Genomic DNA, 19,676 nt, shown 5'->3' with positions numbered 1-19,676 from the left:
CGAGCATGCGTGCCCCGGTGGTCAGGACTGCTTCCAGATTGCGTGCTGCGTCGGCTCTCACGGCCCAGAGTCTAGTCGCCGATTGTGAAACCTGAGACATCTATCGCCTCTCCAGCGTGGACCACTCCGAATTAAGTGCTACATTGAAGTGACAGATAGCTCGGGTATTGCATACCCAGTGAGGCTCTTTACGTCGTACCGCGACAGGTCACCGTGCCTGCCGCCCCTTGGAGAGAGGCAAGTTCGATGCCAAAGACACAGCAGTCAACCTCGGCCCGGAAGGGTGGTGTTGCTGCCGCGATGAGCGCCCTGGTCCTCGCGGTCCTGCTCGCGGCCCTGGACCAGACGATCGTCTCGACCGCCCTGCCCCGGATAGCGGAGGACCTCAACGGGTTCGACGACATCGCCTGGGTCAGCGCCGCGTATCTGCTCGCGTCGACGGCGGTCACCCCGCTGTGGGGCAAGCTCGGCGACATGTTCGGCCGCAAACGGCTGTACCTGGCCGCGACCTCGATCTTCCTGATCGCCTCCGTGGCCTGCGGCCTGGCCCAGAACCTCGCCGAGCTGATCGGTGCCCGGGTGCTCCAGGGCGTGGGCGGCGGCGGCATGATCGTGCTGACCTTCGCCCTGGTCGGAGACATCGTCGCGCCGAGCGAGCGCGGCCGTTACCAGGGCATGTTCGGTTCGGTCTACGGCGTCGCCAGCATCGTCGGCCCCCTGCTGGGCGGTGTCTTCACCGACCAGCTCTCCTGGCGGTGGGCCTTCCTGGTCAACCTGCCCGTCGGCATCGTCGCCCTGATCCTCGCCGCGCGGGCGCTGCCGGCGGCCACCCGCGGTGCCAAGGCCCGCATCGACTACCTGGGCTCCCTCGTCCTGGCCGCGATCGCCACCGGCCTGGTCCTGATCACGTCCTTCGGTGAGCGCTGGGGCTGGGGCTCGCCGGCCATCATCGGCCTGATCGTCGCGACCGTCGCACTGGCCGTGGTGCTGGTGCCCGTCGAGCGCCGCGCCGCCGCCCCGGTCCTGCCGCCTGCCATGTTCGCCTCCCGGACCGTGGTCTTCTCCTCGCTGATCGGGTTCTTCGCCAACGCCGCGATGTTCTCCGTCCTGGTCTACCTGCCGACCTACCTGCAGATCGTCCACGGGGTCTCGGCCACGCTGTCCGGCATCTACATGCTGCCGCTGGTCGCCGGTCTGGTCGTCAGCCAGTCCCTGGCCGGACGCTGGGCCGCGCACGTCGAGCGGCTGCGGGTGATCCTGCTCGCGGGTCTGGTCGCCAACCTCGCCGGACTGGTGCTGCTGGGCACCATCGGGGCCGCCACCAACACCCTGGTGCTGAGCGTCTACTTCCTGATCACCGGTGTCGGCATCGGCATGGTGCCCATGGTGGTGCTGACCACCGTCCAGAACAGTGTGCCCGCGTCCGATCTCGGCGCCGCCAGCGCCGTGGTCACCTTCGCCCGCTCCATCGGTGCCGCCTTCGGTGTCGCCGTCTTCGGCACCCTCCTCAACACCGGCTTCGCCGACCGCACCCGGGGCCTGCACGCCGCCGGCTTCGACGCCGCCCGCCCCGACACCATCGGCCGGCTGCCCGCCGCCCTGCGCGACACCGCACTGGACGCCTTCGCCCACGCCACCGCCATGGGCTACCTCTGGGTCGCGCCCACCCTCGCCGTCGGCATCCTGCTCGCCCTGTTCCTCAAGCCGGCCCGGAAGGCCGGAGAGGCCAACGGCACCCCCGCCCCTGCGGCCGACCGTGCCCCCGCCACCGTCGAGGACACCGTCACGGCCGCCTGACCCATCGGACAGCGCGCCCTCGACCGGCCGACGCCCTCATCGGGTGCCGGCCGTCGGCGTGTTCCGAAACACCCGTCGCACCCGGCTACGCTCCGCCCGCCTCCGGGGCACCCTCGGAGAGCCTCTTGAGCTGTGCGATCCAGAGGGCGTTCAGGCGCAGCGCCCACACCGGGGGCAGCGCGTTGAGGGACTTGGCGGCGGGGCCGCGCACCACGTTCTCGGTGACGACATGGGTGCCGTTCTCGACCTCGGTGAGCAGCCAGGCCTGGTACAGCTGGACCCCGGCGCCGACACCCGACCAGCCGAGTCGGCGGGGTGGCACCCGCTCGCCACGAAGATCTCGAACTTGTGCCCGTGGAACTGGATTTCGAATGTGTGCTCGAGCGCACTGGGTCGTGCCTCGGTGACGCCCGGAACCCAGCGCGGCCATCGCCCCACGTCCGTGAGCAGGGCGAAGGCCGTGGCCGCCGGAGCCTGCACGAGGGCCTGCGCCTGACAGAAGCTGTGGGCGTGCTCGGGCGAGAAGCCGGACGGCCAGTGGATGTCTGGATGGCTGTCTGAGGTGTCGAGCATCCGGTTCCCTCTCGCGGTGCCTGGTGGCATCAGGCGGCGGCCACCGAGGGAGGACCGCCCGCAGGGGGCTTCCTAGCCATCACTCTGCGCGGGGGCGCCGAACCCGGCATAGGTCGAATGACTGGGAGAACGGCGGGTCGGCGACGCTCGTCAGCCGTCCTGGTCGATGTCGAGGCCGGACAGCGCGTCCCTGAGGGCCGCCCGCGAGGTGATGCCCAGCTTGGGATAGATCTGGTAGAGGTGTGTGCCGATGGTCCGGTGTGACAGGAACAGCCGCTCGGCGATCTGCTTGTTGGCCAGCCCGGTCGCCGCGAGTGTGGCGATCTGCAGTTCCTGCGCTGTCAGCGCCCCCGCCCCAGGCCGGGGGGCGGTCGGCGCGGACTGGCCGCTCGCCCGCAGCTCGGCTGCCGCACGCGTCGCCCAGGGCTTGGCGCCCAGCCGCTGGAAGACCTCCAGGGCCAGGGACAGCTGCTCCCGGGCCTCGGTGGTGGCACGCAGACGCCGCAGCCGCTGGCCGTGGAAGAGGCGCACCCGTGCGGCGTCGAAGGGCCAGCGCTCCGGCCCGGGCAGGGACAGCGCGCGCTCGAAGAGAGCGGCGGACTCCTCGCCCGAAGTGGTCAGCGCCTCGCAGGCCAGGACCAGCAGCTCCAGCCGGGGCGACAGCTCGGCCATCGCGGACGCGCGCATCGCCGCCGCATGGTTGGCGGCCTCCTTGTCCCGGCCGGTCCGGACGGCCGCCTCGACCAGGTCCATCGTGCCCCACATGGCGATCGGGACGTACGGTGCCAGGGTCCCGGGCGGGCTGAGCGCACGGGCGTGCTGGTAGGCGCTCTCGTAGTCGCCGCCGCCGAGGGCGGCCAGCGCCCTGGCGTGACTGGCGAAGAAGCTCTCCGCGCCCTCGCGGGCGGCCGCGAGCAGGCCGATGCGGCTGCCGACGAGCCGCCGGGCGACGAAACCGAGTACGGCGCTGGTCGCCCGGTCCAGCCACGGCAGGTCGTCGACGACGATCAGCAGCGGTGTCCGGACGGAAATCAGCCGCAGCAACAGCAGCACCGCGGTGGAGGTCAGGAGCCGGTCGGGAGCTGGTCCGATGCCGATGCCGACGGCGACCCGCAGGGCGTCGCGGTGCGGGTTGTCCAGGACGTCGAAGTCTTCGAAGAGAGGCACGAGGAGCTGGTTGAGACCCGCGTAGCTGATGTCCGCCTCGAACTGCACGCCGGCCACGCGCAGGACGCGGACGCCGTTGTGCATGGCGCCCTTGGCCACCACGTCGAGCACTGCGGTCTTGCCCACGCCGACCTCGCCCAACAGCAGCAGAGCCGCTCCCTGGACCTCGGAGTTGCCGAAGAAGGACTGGATGAACGCGAGGTCCCCGTCCCGTCCGACCAGCCGTGTCGAGGCCGGGCAGACGGTCGAGTCCAGGTCGTTCATCGTGTTGGCCCCCACAGTCGGCTACGTTCGGAGGCTAGGTGCTCTGCGCCGGTCGGGTGGCCTCTGTACCCGCCCATGTGGCCAATGCAACCATTGGCATGTAGAGGACGTCCATATTTCGCCTTGTCATTCACAGCCTTCACCCCCTGACGGTTTGACCGGTGTCGGACCGGAATCTGCGGGTGCCACGCCTATTACGGCGTAATAGCCGCCGCCGCAGGGGACTGGGGCGGCGGGCGTCGAGGATGCGCGGCGAACCGGAACCGGTGTGGGCGGTCCCATGCGTCTTCCCGCCGCGCCACGGCCCCGGCGCCAGAAACGGTGTACCAGGCCGGCGGCGCGTTCCACGATGACGAAACACCGGTGGACATGGCCGACGACCGACCCTTCGTCCACCGCGACGAGACCCGGACCCACCTCCTCGACCGGCGGGTGGGGCCAGCCAACCTTTCTGACGCGGCCGGGGATCCATAGACGGCACACGTATTCAGGGAACATCCGATTCCGTCAACATGTGAGACGGATGTGGCGAAGTGAACGAGAGGGTGTGTCCGGCTCGTTCCAGTGAAGTCAGGGTGTGTCCCTGCGCGTCCCGCGCGTTCGGTACAAGGACGTGTCGCGGGACGTTCCGTGTGTGTAGTGAGGTTGTGATCAGTGTGGCGAGTGTGAATTTCCGGTCCGAGGACCTGGCGGACCTTCGAGAGTCCGTGCGGGGGCCCGTTCTGGAGCCGGGAGCGGAGGGGTACGAGGAGGAGTGCGCCACATACAACCTGACCTGCGCCCTCCGCCCGGCCGTGGTGGTCGGGGCGACCGACGCGTCGGACGTGCGCACGGCGGTCCGGTTCGCCGCGCGGCACGGGATGCCCGTCGCGGTGAAGTCGGCGGCCCACCAGATCGTCTCGTCGGCCGAGGGCGGCCTGCTGATCACCACACGGCGGATGCAGGGCATCGTCGTCGACTCGCAGGAACGCCTGGTACGGGTCGAGGCGGGTGTGCGGTGGCGTGACGTGCTGCCCCGCACTGCGGAGTCCGGCCTGGCCCCGATCGTGGGTTCGGCGCCGGACGTCGGTGTCGTCGGCTACCTCCTGGGGGGCGGCCAGAGCCCGCTGCTGGGACGGAGCCTGGGCTACGCGGCCGACCATGTGCGCCGGCTGAACATGGTCACGGCGGACGGAGAACTCCGCGAGGTGACCCCGCAGAGCGAACCCGACCTGTTCTGGGCGGCGCTGGGCGGCAAGGGCAACTTCGGGGTGGTGACCGAGATCGAGTTCGAGGTGTTCCCCGTCTCCCGCTTCTACGGCGGCTGCATCTACTTCCCCGGTGAACACCTGGCCCAGGTACTGAAGGCCTGGCGTGCCTGGCTGCCCACGGTGGGGGAGGACATGACCTCCTCCATAGGCATCCAGCGCCTGCCCGACATCCCGGTCCTGCCCGAACCGCTGCGCGGCGCCTTCGTCGTCCACCTGCGGATCGGCTACCTGGGTTCGGCCGCCGACGGCGCCGAACTGATCGAGCCGCTGCGCGCGGCCGCGCCGGTGCTGATCGACCTGGTGGGGGAGAAGCCCTTCACCGCGATCGGGGAGATCCACATGGACCCGGTGGACCCGATGCCGTACTTCGACCGCAGCGTCTGCCTGGAGGAGTTCTCCGAGGACACGGCGCGGGCGCTGGTGGAGCTGACCGGCCCGGAGTCGGGGTGCACCCTGGCGAGCGTCGAGATCCGGGCGCTCGGTGGCGCGTTCGACCGTGAACCGGCCGTCCCCAACGCGGTGTCGAGCCGCGGTCTTCCGTACGTCGTCTTCGGGTTCGCGGTGGGCGCCCCGGACCAGGAGGAGTCGCTCCGGGCCGGCCTCAAGAAGGTCATCGACGGGCTGGCACCCTGGGCGGCGGGGCGGAACATGGTGAACTTCCTCTCGCCGGACGAGGCGACCGATGCCGAGAGTGTGCGCGAGGTGTACGGGCCGGAGCGCTTCGAGCGGCTCACCGCGGTGAAGAAGCAGTACGACCCCGCCAACGCCTTCCGGTTCAACCACAACATCATCCCCGCCTGATCCCCGCGGGAACCCGTGCGCCCCGCCGCCGGGCGGTCCGGTCTGACCAGCGGCCGGTGACGGGGCGTTCCTCCGGTAGGTGCGTGAGCGACACCGGACGAGCTCGGCGTACTCCATGTCGACACATCATCATCTGGGCTTCGGATAGCGGGAGTTGAGCAGTTGAGGGGCTGCGGGTCACCGCACACATGCGGTGCGGCGCCCGGTTCCCCGACCGCCAACGGCCACCGGCCCGGTCTCGAGCAAGTGTCCGTCTGGGAAGTCTGTCTCTGGATACGCAATTCCCCGGTGTGTGCGCGAAGTGCACCGGCGGCCGCCCCTCATCCGTGTAGATGGCGGCAGGTTCCGCTGTTGATCGGCAGCTGCGGGACGCGACGCCCGCCTCGGCATGCTGCGCATCCACGGCGGTCGTCCCTCGGGCTTCCGTTCTGACCCACGGTGGGGGTGAGACCGAACGGGATCCCGGGGCTGCCCAGAAGCCTTCCCCGGCACCGGTATGGCCGGCGACCGCTGCAGCTCACCCCTGAAACGGCAGCCGACGCGCTGGGGTTCGAGCTGCCGTGACTTCCGTCGCGGGCCGGGACACACCTCGCATCCCACCGTCAAGTGACTGATGCGCGGTGTTTGTCCCCCAGGGCAGGCTGCAGTCAGCCGGCACCTCCGGCGAGCCCGATGGCCCCCGAGAACACACCTGATCGCCCGGGGCCGTCCCGCACGGACGGTCCCGGGCGGGAGCTCGCACAAGACCCCGCGGCGCCGGCTGCGGGGGCATGGGTGGCGGTACGTCCGACACAGAGAAGAGGATCTGGCGTGGCATCCGTCGTTCATCAGCAGCGTTCGTTGCAGAGCAGCAATCCGATACTGTCCCGGCCGCAGTTCAGGCGGCGCGGCGGACAGAAGACGGCGGCCAGGGACCCACGGGCGGGGATCGCCGTCGTACGGGACCGGATCCTGGCCGGCAAGGACCTGGAGCAGGCCTACGAGAAGGGTCCCGCTCCGATGCCGTTCCTCGTCGGCGATCTGATGACGATGGACGACGTCGTGTTGCGCGCGGCGGCGGCGCTCGGCGTCACCGTCCTCGCGGCCGTGCTGTCGTGGACGGTGCTGCCGCTCGCCCCGCTCGGTACGGCCGCGTTGTACGGCATCGCCGGCGGCTCCGGACTCCTCGCCACCGGGCTGGTGGTGATCCAGCGCCGCAGGAACCTGCCGTCCCCGGTCCGTACCCTGACGTTCGCGGCCTTCCAGGGCACGTTTCTCGGTGTGCTTTCGGCGACGGTTTCCAGCCATCTTTCACCAGGTGTCTTCGTGCAGACCGTGCTCGGGACGATGGCGACCTGTGCCGGCACTTTCCTCGCCTACAAACTGCACTGGATGCGGGTGCACCGCAGATTTCGCGGCTTCGCCGGCGCCGCGTTGTTCGGGGTGCTTTTCCTCGCGTTCGCGGATTGGGTCCTCCTGCCCGTCATGGGCGTGGCGGGGCTGGGCCTGCGCCCCTTCGGCCTGAGCGTCTTCATGGGCGTCATCGGCGTGCTCCTCGGGACGTCCTTCTTCGCCCTGCACTTCAAGCAGGTCGAGGAGGGCATCGCCTGCGGCGCCCCCCGCGACCAGTCCTGGCTCGCCGCGTTCGGACTCGCCCTTACCCTGGTGTGGCTGTACGTGGAGACCGTGCGCCTGTTCACCCTCTTCCCGGGCGATGAACTTTACCGGGTTCCTTGCAGAAAGCCCCGGCGTTCACGCCGGGGATGAATGCATCCCAAGACTGCTCTGACATGCACTTTAGTGATCGGCTCCGGAAGTCCTTCGGGGGTTGACGCCGGAGCCGGTCGTGAACATGTGTGTTGTCAGGTGTCGAGGGCGGTGGAGCTGGGCGGGGCAGTCGACTACCGTGCCGAATCGGTTTCGTAGTCGTCCCGGGCCCGCTCGACTTTGTTCAGGTTGGTGGTGGCCCATTCAGCGAGATGGGCGAACAGCGGGGCGAGTAGGACCGGCTGCCGGGGCGAGACTCGCAGCAGGACCAGTGCGAAGACGGCCGTCGCGCCGACCACGAACGGGTCGAACCCCGCCTTCTCGAAGGCCAGATTGGCCGTGATGCCCGCGCCGATGAACAGCGCGTTCACGGTGATCAGCACGTTGTCCCAGGGACGCGGCGCACGGTCGGTCGGGAACAGCAGCTGGGTCACCATCAACGTGGTGTTGAGCAGCGTGAACCCGGCGAGGAAGACGACGTCGGAAAACACGTCGTCGTTGAAGGCCACGACCCGGCAGATCGTCGGGAGGCTCTCCGAACAGAAGCGCCCGTGCAGGTAGTTGGTGATCTCGTGGTCGCCGAGGCTGAGTGCGTACACATATGCGCCGGCCGTGAAGAGGACGCCGAGCGCGAGCGGTGCGCCGCGCCGCCTGTGCGGTGAGTCGTTCACCAGGTGGACGGCGACCAGGTGGTACAGCAGCACGGTGCACAGGCCGAGGACCATGTTGTTCACCTCGACCCAGCGCAGGAACTGGTCGTCCGCGACGAACGCGAGCGTGCCGCCGGCCTTCCGGTTGACCGAAATGAGTACGACGACCAGCGAGTCGAGAGTGAGCAGCAGGTGCAGCCTGCCGTGCGCGAGACGTCCATGGCCCACGCGCGTCCCGGTGCCCGGCACCTGCGTCAGGGGAGGAAGACCGGCCACACCCGGCAGAACCTTCTTTGACACTCGGTGAGGTTCACCCCGCATGCCGCGCCGCCTCGGGGCCGGGCACGTCCTGTGCCGTGCCGGAGGGACACAGCCCTCGTATGACGGTCTCGAAGAGCCGCACGGCCCTGGCACGGTCCGCGTCCACGCCGCCGACGTGCCACAACGGGCCGAGCAGCAGCAGCACGTCGTCGGCCGTCGTGCCGGGCGCGATGGTCCCGGCCGCCTCGTTGGCGCTCACCAGCGCGGACAGGGCACCGAGCAGCGGCAGGTACGCTTCCCGGCACTGCCGAGTCGGCTCGCCGGTGGCTCCGCTCATCGCGTCCGCGAACTCCGGCGCACGACGGCCCAGGGACAGCAGACGCTCCAGCCAGGCTCTCAGCGCCAGCCGCGGGCACAGGCTGTCCAGAAGGACGGGCACGGCGGTCACCAGCCCGTCCACCTCCTCCCCGTAGACCTGGAGCACCAGGGCCTCCCGGGTGGGGAAGTGGCGGTAGAGCGTCCCCTGGCCCACGCCCGCTCTGCGTGCGATGGACTTCAGGGAGGTGTCGCCAGGAGTGGCGAGCACCTCTGCCGCCGCTTCGAGGATGCGCAGCCGGTTGGAGCGTGCGTCCGATCTCATCGATGCTCGGGTCTCTCTCCGGTGGTGGTACCGCTGGACGGGCACTCGCCGCGCCGCCGGCTGGGGGAATGACGTTTAGCACACCTTGCTGTGGCGCCGTCGACACCCGGGGCGACAACGCCCGGTGCCCGACGGAGCGGTGCTGGAATCACCTGTGAGACACGTTTCTGGTGAAAACCTACACCGCCCCGGGTACTGCGAGGACGCGCGCCCCCGGACCTCCGCCGAGACGGCCCGCCGGGCACGGTCCGCCGCCCCTCCGCGGTCCCGGCACGGCGCACACCGCCCGTGGAGCGGCTCACCTCACTGACCGGCGAGCAGGATGATCTCCAGGCTGTCGATCAGTTCCTTCTCGCTCAGCCAGCCGTCCTCGTCGTCCAGTGCCTCGATCAGCGCGCCGGTCACGTCGTCGTGGGTCGCTGCGATGGTCCGCGACCAGGCGTTCCAGCACTTCGCGCTGTCCCAGAGCGGCTCTGCGGCACGCGTCCCGCTGCTGCTGCTGCTGATCATCTGCGAGTTGTTCGGGCTCTCCGACCCACGTGGGCAAGGCGCCGTCGGCGTTGAGCATCGAGTCCGCGATGATCAGGCCGAGCAGTGGCCAGTCGGCCGGCACCTCACCACGGCCGAAGGCACGCCGGTCGGCCGGGTTCTTGGAGAGGCCGGGGTGGGCTTCCAGCACGGTGCGAGCCGCTTCGGCGGACACCGCGGCCCAGGCCCGGACGTCGCCCATCACGGTGACGGGCACCACGGGTCGCAGGGTGCCGGTGCCCGAAAGCGGCCCGGATCACTCGGGCGGTACACGGTGCCGCGGGCGCCCATGCACCGCGCCGATCCAGCGTATGGGCGGGGGCCGGGGCTGCGGAGTCATTCGCATGTGTTTCCCTCATGTATTGGGCATCCTGTGCTCGGCGCGCACCACACGTCTTTCAGCCAGTCATATGACGGATGTGTTCGCTGTTCCCCCTCCGGAAGACTGAATGCCACGAAGCGCACACACCGGGCACGGAGGAGAGAGACCATGACGAGACACCACAGGTGCGGTTCGCCGAGCTGTGACCGTTCGCCCGCCGGGTCGCCGGCGTCGAGGCGGCGTTCCCGGAGCGCCGGCGTGGACAGGCCTGTTCTCACCGTGGTGCGGGGCTCCGAGACCCGCCGGGGGCCTGTCGACCTGTCCGAACTGACGTGGGAGGCCATGCCGGCTGATGTCCGGGGGGCGATCGTGGTGCCGGCGGACGGTCGGCTCATGGCCACCTGGATGCCGCTGAGCGGACCGTCCCGCATCCCGCAGGGCCGCGTCCTGCTGTCCTGGACACCCGCGGGCGAGGACCGCATGGACGTCGCGGCCCACCTGGGCCTCGCGGGCGCCCAGGTCCTGCTGGCGGTGTGGCCGGGCCTGGGCGGCGAGTGGTCGGGTGTGGTCCGACCCACCGTGGCCGAGGTGACGGAACTGCACGCGGCGTTGCGCCTCGCGACCGTTCTGGTGGACCGTCTGACCGACTGAAGGGGCGTCGCGGGGTCCGTGCGGTGGGGCTTACGCCTCTTCGTTCACCCAGCTCATCAGCTTGCGCAGCTGCTTGCCGGTGGTCTCCAGCAGGTGCTCGGAGTCCTGCTGCTCGTACGCGTTGTACTTCTTCGGACCGTCGTGGTGCTCGTCCATCCAGTTCCGTTGCGGTGGGCAACGTCACGTGTGGCCTCATGAAACATATTTGTCTCAGCAGGTGGCTCGGATTTCACATGTTTTACACATGTATGGCCTTGTCGTCGGTGACGGTGTGCGGGAGTCGCTGCTCGTCGCCCGCCGGCCGCATGACCGCGGTGGTGCGGGAGAGTCCGGGGTCGTAACGGTGCAGGGTCCGCAGGAATCCGGTGAGGAGTTCCAGGGTCCGCCCCGGCTCCTCTACGGCCGCAGCGTGTCCGCCCCTGACCGCGGCCAGCCGTGCGCCGGGTAAGCCTTCGGCGAGTTCCAGCGAGTGCTCCGTGGCCACGAACCGGTCTCCCATGACCGCGACGACCAGGGCGGGCGCGGTGACCACGGGGAGGTCGCCGCGCACGTCGATACCCATCGCGAAGGCGATCTGCCGGGCGGCGCCGGGTGCGGACGCCGTCAACAGCGCGGTCAGGTGCCGGGTCTCGTCCGGGGTGAGGGTCGCCAGATGGTCATCGGAGAAGCACAACGAGGTCAGGAAGGAGCTCAGCTTGTCGTCACGGCGGGCGCGCAGCGACGCCCATCTCTCCAGACCCAGCCACAACGTGGTGCGCGGCCGGGCGAAACCGGCGAGGGTGAACAAGCCGCGGACCCGGTCGGGATGGCGGGCAGCGGCCTTGACGGCGACGGCCGCGCCGAGCGAGGCCCCCGCGATCACGAAGTCGTCCAGCCCGGCTCCGCGGGCGGCGGCCACGACTTGGTCGGCCACGGCCCCTGCTTCCAGCGGGCCGCCGGGCAGCGGGCTGCGCCCCGATCCGGGCAGATCGGGAAGTACGACGGTGTACTCGGCCGCGAGACTGTCGACCAGGGGCCCCAGGTCGCGGTCGCGGTGCTCGCGATGCCGTGCAGTAGAACCAGACCGGGCCCGCAGCCCCGGATGTCGTACGCGAGCATGTGTCACCTCTCCTCACACTTCCGTTACGAGCACGAGAGAGGACGGCGCGCGGGTTCACCTGTCCCGTGTGTGAGTTGACCAACCCGGGGCCCGCGGCCGGGTTCGCCGCGCACCGGCACCCGTTGTGCGGCCGGTCCCGTTATGGGTCCCGTCCCTCACCGCCGTCGCGTCTGTCCGCTCGGCGGTCCAGTAGGTGAGGATGCACAGGGCGTCGTGGGAGGGACTGCCGGGGTCGGCGGTCAGGACCATCAGGCGCTGTCCGGAGCCGTCGGGGCCGGTCCAGGTGTCGCAGTCGAGGGTGAGGTCGCCGACCAGGTGGTGGCGGTCGTGCTTGGTGCCGTAACTGGCGCTGCTGACGTGGTGTTCGGCCCACCAGGTGCGGAAGTCGGGGTCCTGGAGAGACAGTTCGCCGACGAACTGGGCGAGGTCGGGGTCGGCCGCGGCCTCCATGCGCGGTACGGAGACGGCGACATGGGCGTCGTGTGCCCGGTCCCGGTGCATCCCCCGGATCGTGGGATCGGAAGACCGCGGTGGCCGGGTTCCGGGCGAGGATGTCCAGGCGTTTGCCGAGGACGAGCGCGAGGGCGTGGGTGGGCTGGTCGAGCAGGCGTCACACGGCGGGCCGCACCCGCTGGGCGGGCCGGCGGCGAGGAGGCCGTACGTCGCTCCGGCCGGCGAGTTCGCAGAGGTATCGCTGCCGATCGTCATCGAGGCGCAGGGCGCGGGCCAGGGTGACGCTCCGTATCGTCCCCGTTTGACACGCTCGGCCGACAGATGCCTACGGTGGAAAGCGGAACATATTGGCGCGGAGCACCTGGGGACGAGTGCCAGAGCTGCGGCGAACAATCCCAGAAGGGACGGTCTCCCGTGCGGGTTGTCGTTGATTTGACCAAATGCCAAGGGTATGGCCAATGTGTTTTCGCCGCACCCGACGTCTTCCGGATGCCGCACGACGAAGCACTGATGTACACCGGCGACGCCGACCGCGACAAGGTGCTGCGGGCGGCGGCGGCATGCCCGGTCCAGGCTCTGCTGGTGGACCAGGAGGGCATCCTCGGGCGGCCGGAGGATGCGGTGCGCGGCGACGGGCGGGTGCCGGTGGACCGCATCGTCATCGTCGGAGCGTCGCTGGCCGGAATGCGGGCGGCGGCAACGCTGCGGCGGGAGGGCTATCCGGGGTCGCTGACGCTGATCGGCAAGGAACCGGGTGAGCCGTACGACCGGCCGCCGTTGTCCAAGCAGGTGCTCACCAGCCGGGCCGCCGCAGTCGACACCAGACTGCCCAAGCGCGAGATCGGGGCCGAGTGGATGCGTGGGGTCGCTGCCGTCGGACTGGATCTCGACGGCAGACGGGTGCACCTGGCGGACGGCCGCGCTGTGGAGTACGACCGGCTGCTGATCGCCGCCGGCGTGCGCGCCCGGCCGTGGCCGAACCCGCAGGAGGCCGCGCTGGACGGAGTGGTGGTGCTGCGTACCCGCGAGGACGCCGAGGATCTGCGGCGGAGGCTCGCGGCCGGACCGCGGGTGCTGGTGATCGGCGGCGGCTTCACCGGTTCGGAGAGCGCCTCCGTCTGCCGTGAGCTCGGTCTACAGGTCACCCTGGCCGAACGCGGCCGGGCGCCGCTCGTCGGTGCGCTCGGCGAGGTGATCGGCGGGATCGCCGCCGACATGCAGCGCGCGCACGGCGTCGACCTGCGCTGCGGCGTCACCGTGAGCGCCCTGGAGGGCGACCGTGACGGACGGCTGCGCCGCGCTCGCCTGTCCGACGGCAGTGTGCTCGACGTCGAGCTGGCCGTGGCCGCTCTGGGCTCCGTGTGCAACGTCGAGTGGCTGGAGGGTTCAGGGCTGGCCGCCGGGCCATGGGGAGTCGGCTGCGACGCCGGCTGCCGCGCCTTCGAGGCCAACGGCATGGTCCGCGAGGACGTGTTCGTCGCCGGAGACGTGGCCCGCTTTCCGCACCCTGTGTACGGCTACCAGTTCCTGACGCTGGAGCACTGGGGCAACGCAGCGGGCCAGGCCCGGGTGGCGGCGCACAACATGATCAGCGAGCCGGAGGACCGGCGGCCGCACCTGGCCCTGCCGGTCTTCTGGTCGGCGCAGTTCGACGTGAACATCAAATCGGTCGGCGTGCCGGCTTTCGCCGACGAGGTGGCGATCGTGCAGGGCTCGGTAGCCGATCGCCGATTCGTCGCCGCCTATGCTATCACGGCCGGATCATCGCCGCGGTCACCTTCGACCAGGCGCTCTGGCTGGACTTCTACCGTGACCTGATCGAGAAGGCCGCGCCGTTCCCACCCGAGGGCAACATGGTGGGCCGCCCGGAGAAGGTGGAGCCGGTGCCGGCGGGGATCACCTCGCGCGTCCCCGCAATCCGCGACGCCACCGTGCTGGTGACCGGGGACGACCTCGGCGGCCGGCACGCGACGCTGGTGGCCGGCGCGCACGGAGGGGGACGGTGACATGGCCACTGCCTACAAGACCACGGCCTACGAGAGATTCCTCGACTACGCCAGCCGCGGCGATCCCTACCCACTGTTCTGGGAACTCCGCAAGACCCCGGTCGCGCAGCAGCCGGACGGCAGCTACGTCGTCAGCACCTACCGGGAGATCGTTTCTCTACTGCATGATCCGCGGGTCAGCTCGGACCTGCGCAACCTCCCCGAGATCGCGAACATCCGGATCCCAGCCGAAGAGGGGGTGCCGCAGTTGCCGCCCGAGTTCATCCGGCGCGATCCGCCGGACCACGACCGGCTGCGGGCCGCGGTGATGAAGCACTTCGGTCCCCCCGGTACCCCCGGCCGCGTCGCAGGCATGGAACCGCGGCTGCTCGAGATCATCACCGAACTGCTCGACGGGCTCGCCGACCGGCAACGGATCGATGTCGTCGACGATTTCGCCTACCCGCTGCCCGTCGCGGTGATCTGCGAGCTGCTCGGGGTGCCCCGGGAGGACGAACCGCTCTTCCACCGCTGGTCGCAGATCTCGGTCGAGACCAACGACCCCACGACCGGGACCATCGTGGAACGCAACCGGAGGCGGTTCGAGACCCTGGCCAAGCTGGGCCAGTACCTCGACGGCCTGGCCGACGCTCACCTGCAAAACCCCGGTGACGACCTGCTCTCCGCGCTCGTCACCGACGGCGAGATGGCACGACCCGATGTGCTCAGCACCAGCGCGCTGCTCCTCATTGCCGGTCATGAGACCACGGTCAACCTGATCACCAACGCCATGCTGACCCTGCTGCGCCACCCGGAGGTGCTGGACAGGCTGCGGGGCGACCCCGGTTACGCCGTCAAAGTGGTCGAGGAACTGCTCCGCTACGAGCCGCCGATCCACATGCCCGGCCCGCGCCGTACCGCGCTGGAGGACATCGACATCGCCGGAACCACCATCCCCAAAGGGTCAGTGATCATTCTGGTCCTGGCCTCGGGCAGTCGCGACCCAGCCCGTTTCGCGGATCCGGACCGCTTCGATCCCGACCGCGCGGACAACCAGCACCTGGGGTTCGGCGGCGGCATCCACTTCTGCTTCGGCGCCCCCCTCGCCCGGCTGGAGACCCGGCTCGCCCTGACTCAGCTGGTACAACGCCTGATCAACCCGCGCCTGGTCGTCGATCCGCCGACGTACCGGCACCCACCGAACCTGCGCGGCCCACTGCATCTGCCCCTCGACATCGATGGCGTCCGCGCCGCTTAGGGGAAGGCGCCGGGAGGTCCTGTCGAGCCCGAAGGGCCGGACGGTTCAGCCGTCCGGCCCTTCGCGTCGAGAGCGGTAGCGGTGGGATTCGGCCAGGCGCGTCAGTGGACGGTGGCGCGGGCGGCCCGCTCGATGACGTCGGCGACGAGGCGGGGGTGGGAGACGGCCACGGAGTGGGAGGCGGCCACCTCGGTGGTGTGCGCGTGGGCGCGCTCGGCCATGAAGCGCTGCACGGCGGCGGGGATGTTGAGGTCGCGGGTGGTCACGATGTCCCAGCTGGGCTTGGTCTTCCAGGCGGCGCTGGTGGCCCTCTCCTCCAGTGCGGACTGCGCGATGGGCCGCTGTTCGGCGGCCATGAGCGCGGCCTGGCCGGCGGGGACGTCGGCGGCGAACTGGTGGCGGAACTTGTCCTGCTGGATGTACAGGTCGGTGGCGGTGGTGCCGTCGGCCTGCTGGTAGGTGACCGGGTCGAGGGCGTCCGGGAGGGTCGAGCCCGGGTACTTGTTGGTCAGCTCCAGGGCGCTCTCGCCGGGGGCCGGCAGGAAGGCCGCGACGTAGACCAGGGCCTTGACCTCGGGGTCGTTGGTGGCGGCCTCGCTGATGACGTTGCCGCCGTAGGAGTGGCCGACGAGGATCTTCGGGCCCTTGACGTGGCCGAGGACCGTGCGCAGGGCGGCGGCGTCGGAGGCGGGACCGCGCAGCGGGTTGGCGGCGGCGACGACCGGGTAACCGTCGGCCCGCAGGCCGGCGATCACGCCGTTCCAGCTGGAGCCGTCGGCGAAGGCGCCGTGTTCCAGGATGACGGTCGGCTTGGTGTGTTTGCCGGCCTCGGCGGTCTTGGTCGCGCCGCTGGCGGTGCCGCTGAGGGCGAACGCGCCGAGAGCGAGACCCGCCGTGAGCGCCGAGACCGCACCCGTCACCAGCCGCTTGCGTCCACCCTTGATGCTGACCACGACAAACCCCTTTCAGGTGTTTCGAAGATGTCTCAGTGGGGCGGGCCGGCTGGACCGGTTATCGTCACCGCCCTGACTGGTGATGAATCTGTCATGTGGTTCGTCACCTGTCAAGGCGGTGACGGTAGTGAAGACGGGTTTCTCCGCCCGGTATGTGCATGAGTGAGCCCGGAAAACCGGCACGGCCGGGGAAGGCGATGCCTTCCCCGGCCGTGTAGTCCGATGCCCGACGCGCACACCTGGCACGGGCGCCGCGACGTCGTACGACGTCCTTGCCGGCCGTACGACGAGGCCGTCCGTCGGCCGGGGCGGTCACGCTACTTCGCCCACGGGTCCCGCACGATGATGTCGGCGAGGGCCTTCGCACAGCCGGAGAGCAGGGTCTCCCCCTTCTCCGTGCTGGCCACCCGGGCGTCACCCGCCACACCGGACTCGGTGATGCGGTCGAAGGACACGGCCATGTACACCGGATCTGTCGACTCCGCGGGCAGCGTGATGCGCGGACCGTGCGCCTCTGCCAGGCGCTCGGAACGGATCAGCTCGGGATAGGCGGCCATCATCATGGACGTCTCTCCCTCACACGCGTGCATGAGACCGTCCTGGGTCTCCAGGGTCTCCCGCACCACTTCCCGTCCGGCGCCGAAGTAACTGGCGAACGCGATCGGGGTCGACAGCTCCGCGGTCAGCTCCGTCGTGAGGGCGTTGAGCGCGGTCATGTTCCCGCCGTGCCCGTTGACGATCAGGATGCGGGAGAAACCCGCCCGGATCACGGACCGGCAGATGTCGCGCAGCAGCGCGTGCAACGTGGGCAGGCTGAGCGTGAGAGTGCCGCCGAAGGCCATGTGGTGCTCCGACAGCCCTGTCGGGACCGAGGGCGTCACCACCACACCGGTGTGCTCGGAGGCCAGCTCGGCTGCCCGCCGGCACACCTCCGCGGCCAGGAAGTCGTCCACGCCGGTGGGCAGATGAGGACCGTGCTGCTCGGTGGCGCCCACGGGCAGCAGGACGACCGCGTCCCGTGCGGCCAGTTCACGTAGTTGTGCGGCGGTCAGTCGGTTCCACTGCACTTCGCTCATCGGGGACTCCTCCGGGATGTGACCGGCGCGGTCCGCGTGTGGCCGCCGCGCAGGCGTCGGGTGGGGGGCTTAGAGATGGTCGGCGTCGACGACTGCCTGGGCGAAGACGGAAGGCGCCTCCTGCGGCAGGTTGTGGCCGATGTTCGCGATGGTGCGGTGCTGGTAGGGGCCGGTGAAGTGCTGGCGGTAAGTGGTGCCGTCGCCGGCCGGCGTGAAGGGGTCGAGCGCCGGGTCGAGGGTGACGGTGGGAACGCTGATCGACGGCTGCGCCGCGAGCTGCTTCTCGTAGCGGTCGTAGCGGCGGTCGCCCTCGATGAGATTGATACGCCAGTTGTAGTTGTAGAGGACGATGGCGGCGTAGTCGGGGTTCTTGAAGGCCTGGGCGGTGCGCTGATAGGTGGCATCGTCGAAGTTCCAGTTGGGGGAGACGAGCGTCCACACGTAGCGGCACAGGGCGATGCGCTCCTCCTCGGTCTCCATGGCCTTCTTGCCGCGATCGGTGGCGAAGTACCACTGGTACCACCAGTTGTGCTCGACGGCGGGGGCCGCGACGTTCAACTGCGCCTTGCGGTCTGTGATCAGGTAACCACTGGTGGAGACCAGGGCCTTGACCCGTTCGGGCCACAGGGCGGCAATGATGTCGCCGGTGCGCGAGCCCCAGTCGAAGCCGGCGAGGACGGCCTTCTCGATCTTCAGGGCGTCCATCAGCGCGATGATGTCGAGGGCGATGGCGGACTGTTCGGCGTTGCGAGGGGTGTGGCGGGACAGGAAGCTGGTGCTGCCGTGGCCGCGCAGGTAGGGCACGATGACGCGGTAGCCCTGGTCGGCGAGGAGCGGGGCGACGTCGACGAAGCTGTGGATGTCGTAGGGCCAGCCGTGCAGGGCGATGACGACCGGGCCGTGGGCGGGGCCGGCCTCGGCGTAGCCGATGTCGAGGACGCCCGCCCTCACCTGCTTGAGGGTGGGGAAGCTGGTATGGGTGCCGGGGGTGATGGTCGGCACGGTGGGGATGGGCCCGCTGCCCTGCGTGGGCGAGGTGGTCGCGGCATTGGCATTGGCGCTCAGGCCGGACAGCGAGATCGCCGCCGCGCCGGTGCCGAGACCCACGGCCTTGCTGAAGGTACGCCTGTTGATCATGAGAAACCCTCCGTCGTGCGATTCCGGTGACCGGGTCCGCGCCCGGGAGTCCTTCCGTTCCGTCGACGGCACGAGATCACGCGGACCTTGGCGTGATGACCCTGGCACCACGCTTCGTCACCTGTCAAATAGGTGACGAACCGTGGTTGTCGGTGGACGGATACTGGATCCGAGGTCGCTTTCTCTCGGAAGCGGACCGGCGGCACCTAATCTTCTCCATGAAGAAAACGGGCACATCAGTCATGTGACGGTGCGACGCGAACGACGCCGCCAGGCGTGTGGCGCTCCCGCTTGTGGTCCGGCGTCGCAGGTGGGAGGACGGGAGACATGTCCGCTGCCGCGGAGGACCTTCTGTCGACCGGGCTCGGGGCCGGTCCGCTAAGTCATTCGACTGAGGAAACGTGTCTCGGTGCCGCGCGCTCCGCACAGCAGGTGTGAACTCGCGGCCGCCGCGAGCGGGAACGGCCATCTCACCCGTCTGGCTTCGGAGGGGTTCAAGTGTGCGGCGTCAGCCGCAACAACCTCCGCCGAGCCGATCGGGACGCTGTAGGCGGCGCTCCTCCCGGTCCGGTGTTTCTTGCCGTCAAGAGGCCCGAAGAGCATGCTCTTGACATATCGCATATGAAACATGTTTCGTACCCATAATAGCTCGATAGGGACGTCAGGTGTATCTCGAACTCCCAGGCTGCTCGGACTCGTAGCGAGGGATGCGGTCAGTGCGAAGGACATGCTCGGTTGCCGGGGCCGACCCCGGACGGCCTTGCTCAACGGCGACCGGCGAGGAGCGGGTCCCGCGGCCGTCAGGCGGACCGGTCATACGCATCCGGCGTCCGCTCGTCCTCCGTCGGGTGCCGGTAATACTGGCGCGGAGTACCGATGCCATGCAGAAACGTGTCGAGCACCACGTCGGCCGCCTGCCCGGGGCTCAGATGCGCCTGCTGATGTGGCGCCAGGTTCAGCAGCTCGATCAGCAGCGGCCCCGCCCATCCCGTCGGCTGATCCCGACGCAGGAGTCCTTCGTCGGTGGCGCGGGTGAGGAAGGCGTCGACTTCGGCGACGTATGCG

At 69.7% G+C, this 19,676-nt stretch carries 14 protein-coding genes and 6 pseudogenes; 7 read left to right on the top strand and 13 right to left on the bottom strand.

Annotated elements, in window-relative coordinates; translation table 11 throughout:
- Positions 1-300: 300 nt before the first annotated feature.
- Entirely contained in the window at positions 301-1,797 is a 1,497-nt protein-coding gene (locus IEZ19_RS45775; protein ID WP_189317308.1) for an MDR family MFS transporter, read from the top strand.
- A gap of 85 nt (positions 1,798-1,882) precedes the next feature.
- Here IEZ19_RS45775 and IEZ19_RS52040 read toward each other — a convergent pair whose 3' ends face one another.
- From IEZ19_RS52040 to IEZ19_RS45765, 3 genes and pseudogenes are all read right to left on the bottom strand, one after another.
- Positions 1,883-2,119, bottom strand: a complete 237-nt coding sequence (locus IEZ19_RS52040; protein ID WP_229841598.1) for a hypothetical protein — start codon at positions 2,117-2,119, stop codon at positions 1,883-1,885.
- Positions 2,120-2,190: 71 nt separating this feature from the next.
- Positions 2,191-2,370 (bottom strand): annotated as a pseudogene (locus tag IEZ19_RS52035) (SRPBCC family protein); the annotation flags it as partial.
- Between the two features lie 150 nt (positions 2,371-2,520).
- A complete protein-coding gene (locus IEZ19_RS45765) occupies positions 2,521-3,801 on the bottom strand; it encodes a helix-turn-helix transcriptional regulator (protein WP_189317307.1) in 1,281 nt (426 codons plus the stop codon).
- Between the two features lie 665 nt (positions 3,802-4,466).
- Here IEZ19_RS45765 and IEZ19_RS45760 point away from each other — a divergent pair.
- Together IEZ19_RS45760 and IEZ19_RS45755 are read left to right on the top strand one after the other, a co-directional pair.
- Positions 4,467-5,852 carry an FAD-binding oxidoreductase gene (locus IEZ19_RS45760; RefSeq protein ID WP_229841597.1) on the top strand — a complete coding sequence of 462 codons (1,386 nt, stop codon included), beginning with the start codon at positions 4,467-4,469 and terminating at the stop codon, positions 5,850-5,852.
- An 810-nt stretch (positions 5,853-6,662) separates the two neighbouring features.
- Entirely contained in the window at positions 6,663-7,598 is a 936-nt protein-coding gene (locus IEZ19_RS45755) for a Bax inhibitor-1/YccA family protein (protein WP_229841596.1), read from the top strand.
- Positions 7,599-7,732: 134 nt separating this feature from the next.
- Here the strand turns inward: IEZ19_RS45755 and IEZ19_RS53260 are convergent, their stop codons facing one another.
- The 3 genes from IEZ19_RS53260 to IEZ19_RS45735 all read right to left on the bottom strand — a co-directional run bounded on the left by IEZ19_RS53260 (position 7,733) and on the right by IEZ19_RS45735 (position 9,659).
- A complete protein-coding gene (locus tag IEZ19_RS53260) occupies positions 7,733-8,548 on the bottom strand; it encodes a hypothetical protein (RefSeq protein WP_308429091.1) in 816 nt (271 codons plus the stop codon).
- Positions 8,549-8,558: 10 nt separating this feature from the next.
- Positions 8,559-9,149, bottom strand: coding sequence for a TetR/AcrR family transcriptional regulator (locus tag IEZ19_RS45740; protein ID WP_189317304.1), 591 nt, complete (start codon positions 9,147-9,149; stop codon positions 8,559-8,561).
- A gap of 303 nt (positions 9,150-9,452) precedes the next feature.
- On the bottom strand, positions 9,453-9,659 hold the full coding sequence (locus IEZ19_RS45735; RefSeq protein WP_189317303.1) for a hypothetical protein: 207 nt from the start codon (positions 9,657-9,659) through the stop codon (positions 9,453-9,455).
- Between the two features lie 598 nt (positions 9,660-10,257).
- Between IEZ19_RS45735 and IEZ19_RS45730 the strand changes: the two genes are divergently transcribed.
- Entirely contained in the window at positions 10,258-10,650 is a 393-nt protein-coding gene (locus IEZ19_RS45730; protein WP_229841595.1) for a hypothetical protein, read from the top strand.
- A gap of 30 nt (positions 10,651-10,680) precedes the next feature.
- Here IEZ19_RS45730 and IEZ19_RS45725 read toward each other — a convergent pair.
- The 3 genes and pseudogenes from IEZ19_RS45725 to IEZ19_RS45715 form a co-directional block, all read right to left on the bottom strand.
- Positions 10,681-10,815: pseudogene (locus IEZ19_RS45725) on the bottom strand (ketol-acid reductoisomerase); the annotation flags it as partial.
- 73 nt (positions 10,816-10,888) lie between these two features.
- Positions 10,889-11,755 carry an alpha/beta fold hydrolase gene (locus IEZ19_RS45720; protein ID WP_229841594.1) on the bottom strand — a complete coding sequence of 289 codons (867 nt, stop codon included), beginning with the start codon at positions 11,753-11,755 and terminating at the stop codon, positions 10,889-10,891.
- A gap of 48 nt (positions 11,756-11,803) precedes the next feature.
- Positions 11,804-12,482 (bottom strand): annotated as a pseudogene (locus IEZ19_RS45715) (MmyB family transcriptional regulator); the annotation flags it as partial.
- 41 nt (positions 12,483-12,523) lie between these two features.
- Here IEZ19_RS45715 and IEZ19_RS52030 point away from each other — a divergent pair.
- The 3 genes and pseudogenes from IEZ19_RS52030 to IEZ19_RS45705 all read left to right on the top strand — a co-directional run.
- A pseudogene (locus IEZ19_RS52030) lies at positions 12,524-12,775 on the top strand (ferredoxin); the annotation flags it as partial.
- Between the two features lie 111 nt (positions 12,776-12,886).
- Positions 12,887-14,208 (top strand): annotated as a pseudogene (locus IEZ19_RS45710) (NAD(P)/FAD-dependent oxidoreductase).
- A 1-nt stretch (position 14,209) separates the two neighbouring features.
- Positions 14,210-15,445 carry a cytochrome P450 gene (locus IEZ19_RS45705; protein ID WP_189317302.1) on the top strand — a complete coding sequence of 412 codons (1,236 nt, stop codon included), beginning with the start codon at positions 14,210-14,212 and terminating at the stop codon, positions 15,443-15,445.
- Positions 15,446-15,546: 101 nt separating this feature from the next.
- Here the strand turns inward: IEZ19_RS45705 and IEZ19_RS45700 are convergent, their stop codons facing one another.
- From IEZ19_RS45700 to IEZ19_RS45685, 4 genes and pseudogenes are all read right to left on the bottom strand, one after another.
- Positions 15,547-16,398, bottom strand: a complete 852-nt coding sequence (locus IEZ19_RS45700; RefSeq protein WP_189317301.1) for an alpha/beta fold hydrolase — start codon at positions 16,396-16,398, stop codon at positions 15,547-15,549.
- A 317-nt stretch (positions 16,399-16,715) separates the two neighbouring features.
- On the bottom strand, positions 16,716-17,474 hold the full coding sequence (locus IEZ19_RS45695; protein ID WP_189317300.1) for a creatininase family protein: 759 nt from the start codon (positions 17,472-17,474) through the stop codon (positions 16,716-16,718).
- A gap of 69 nt (positions 17,475-17,543) precedes the next feature.
- On the bottom strand, positions 17,544-18,611 hold the full coding sequence (locus IEZ19_RS45690) for an alpha/beta fold hydrolase (protein WP_189317299.1): 1,068 nt from the start codon (positions 18,609-18,611) through the stop codon (positions 17,544-17,546).
- Positions 18,612-19,411: 800 nt separating this feature from the next.
- Positions 19,412-19,676, bottom strand: a pseudogene (locus tag IEZ19_RS45685) (hypothetical protein); the annotation flags it as partial.

The organism is Streptomyces brasiliensis, from assembly GCF_014647875.1.
Classification (GTDB): Bacteria; Actinomycetota; Actinomycetes; order Streptomycetales; family Streptomycetaceae; genus Streptomyces; species Streptomyces brasiliensis.
Note: the sequence above shows the minus strand (reverse complement) of the source record. Positions and strands in the feature narration are given on the sequence as shown.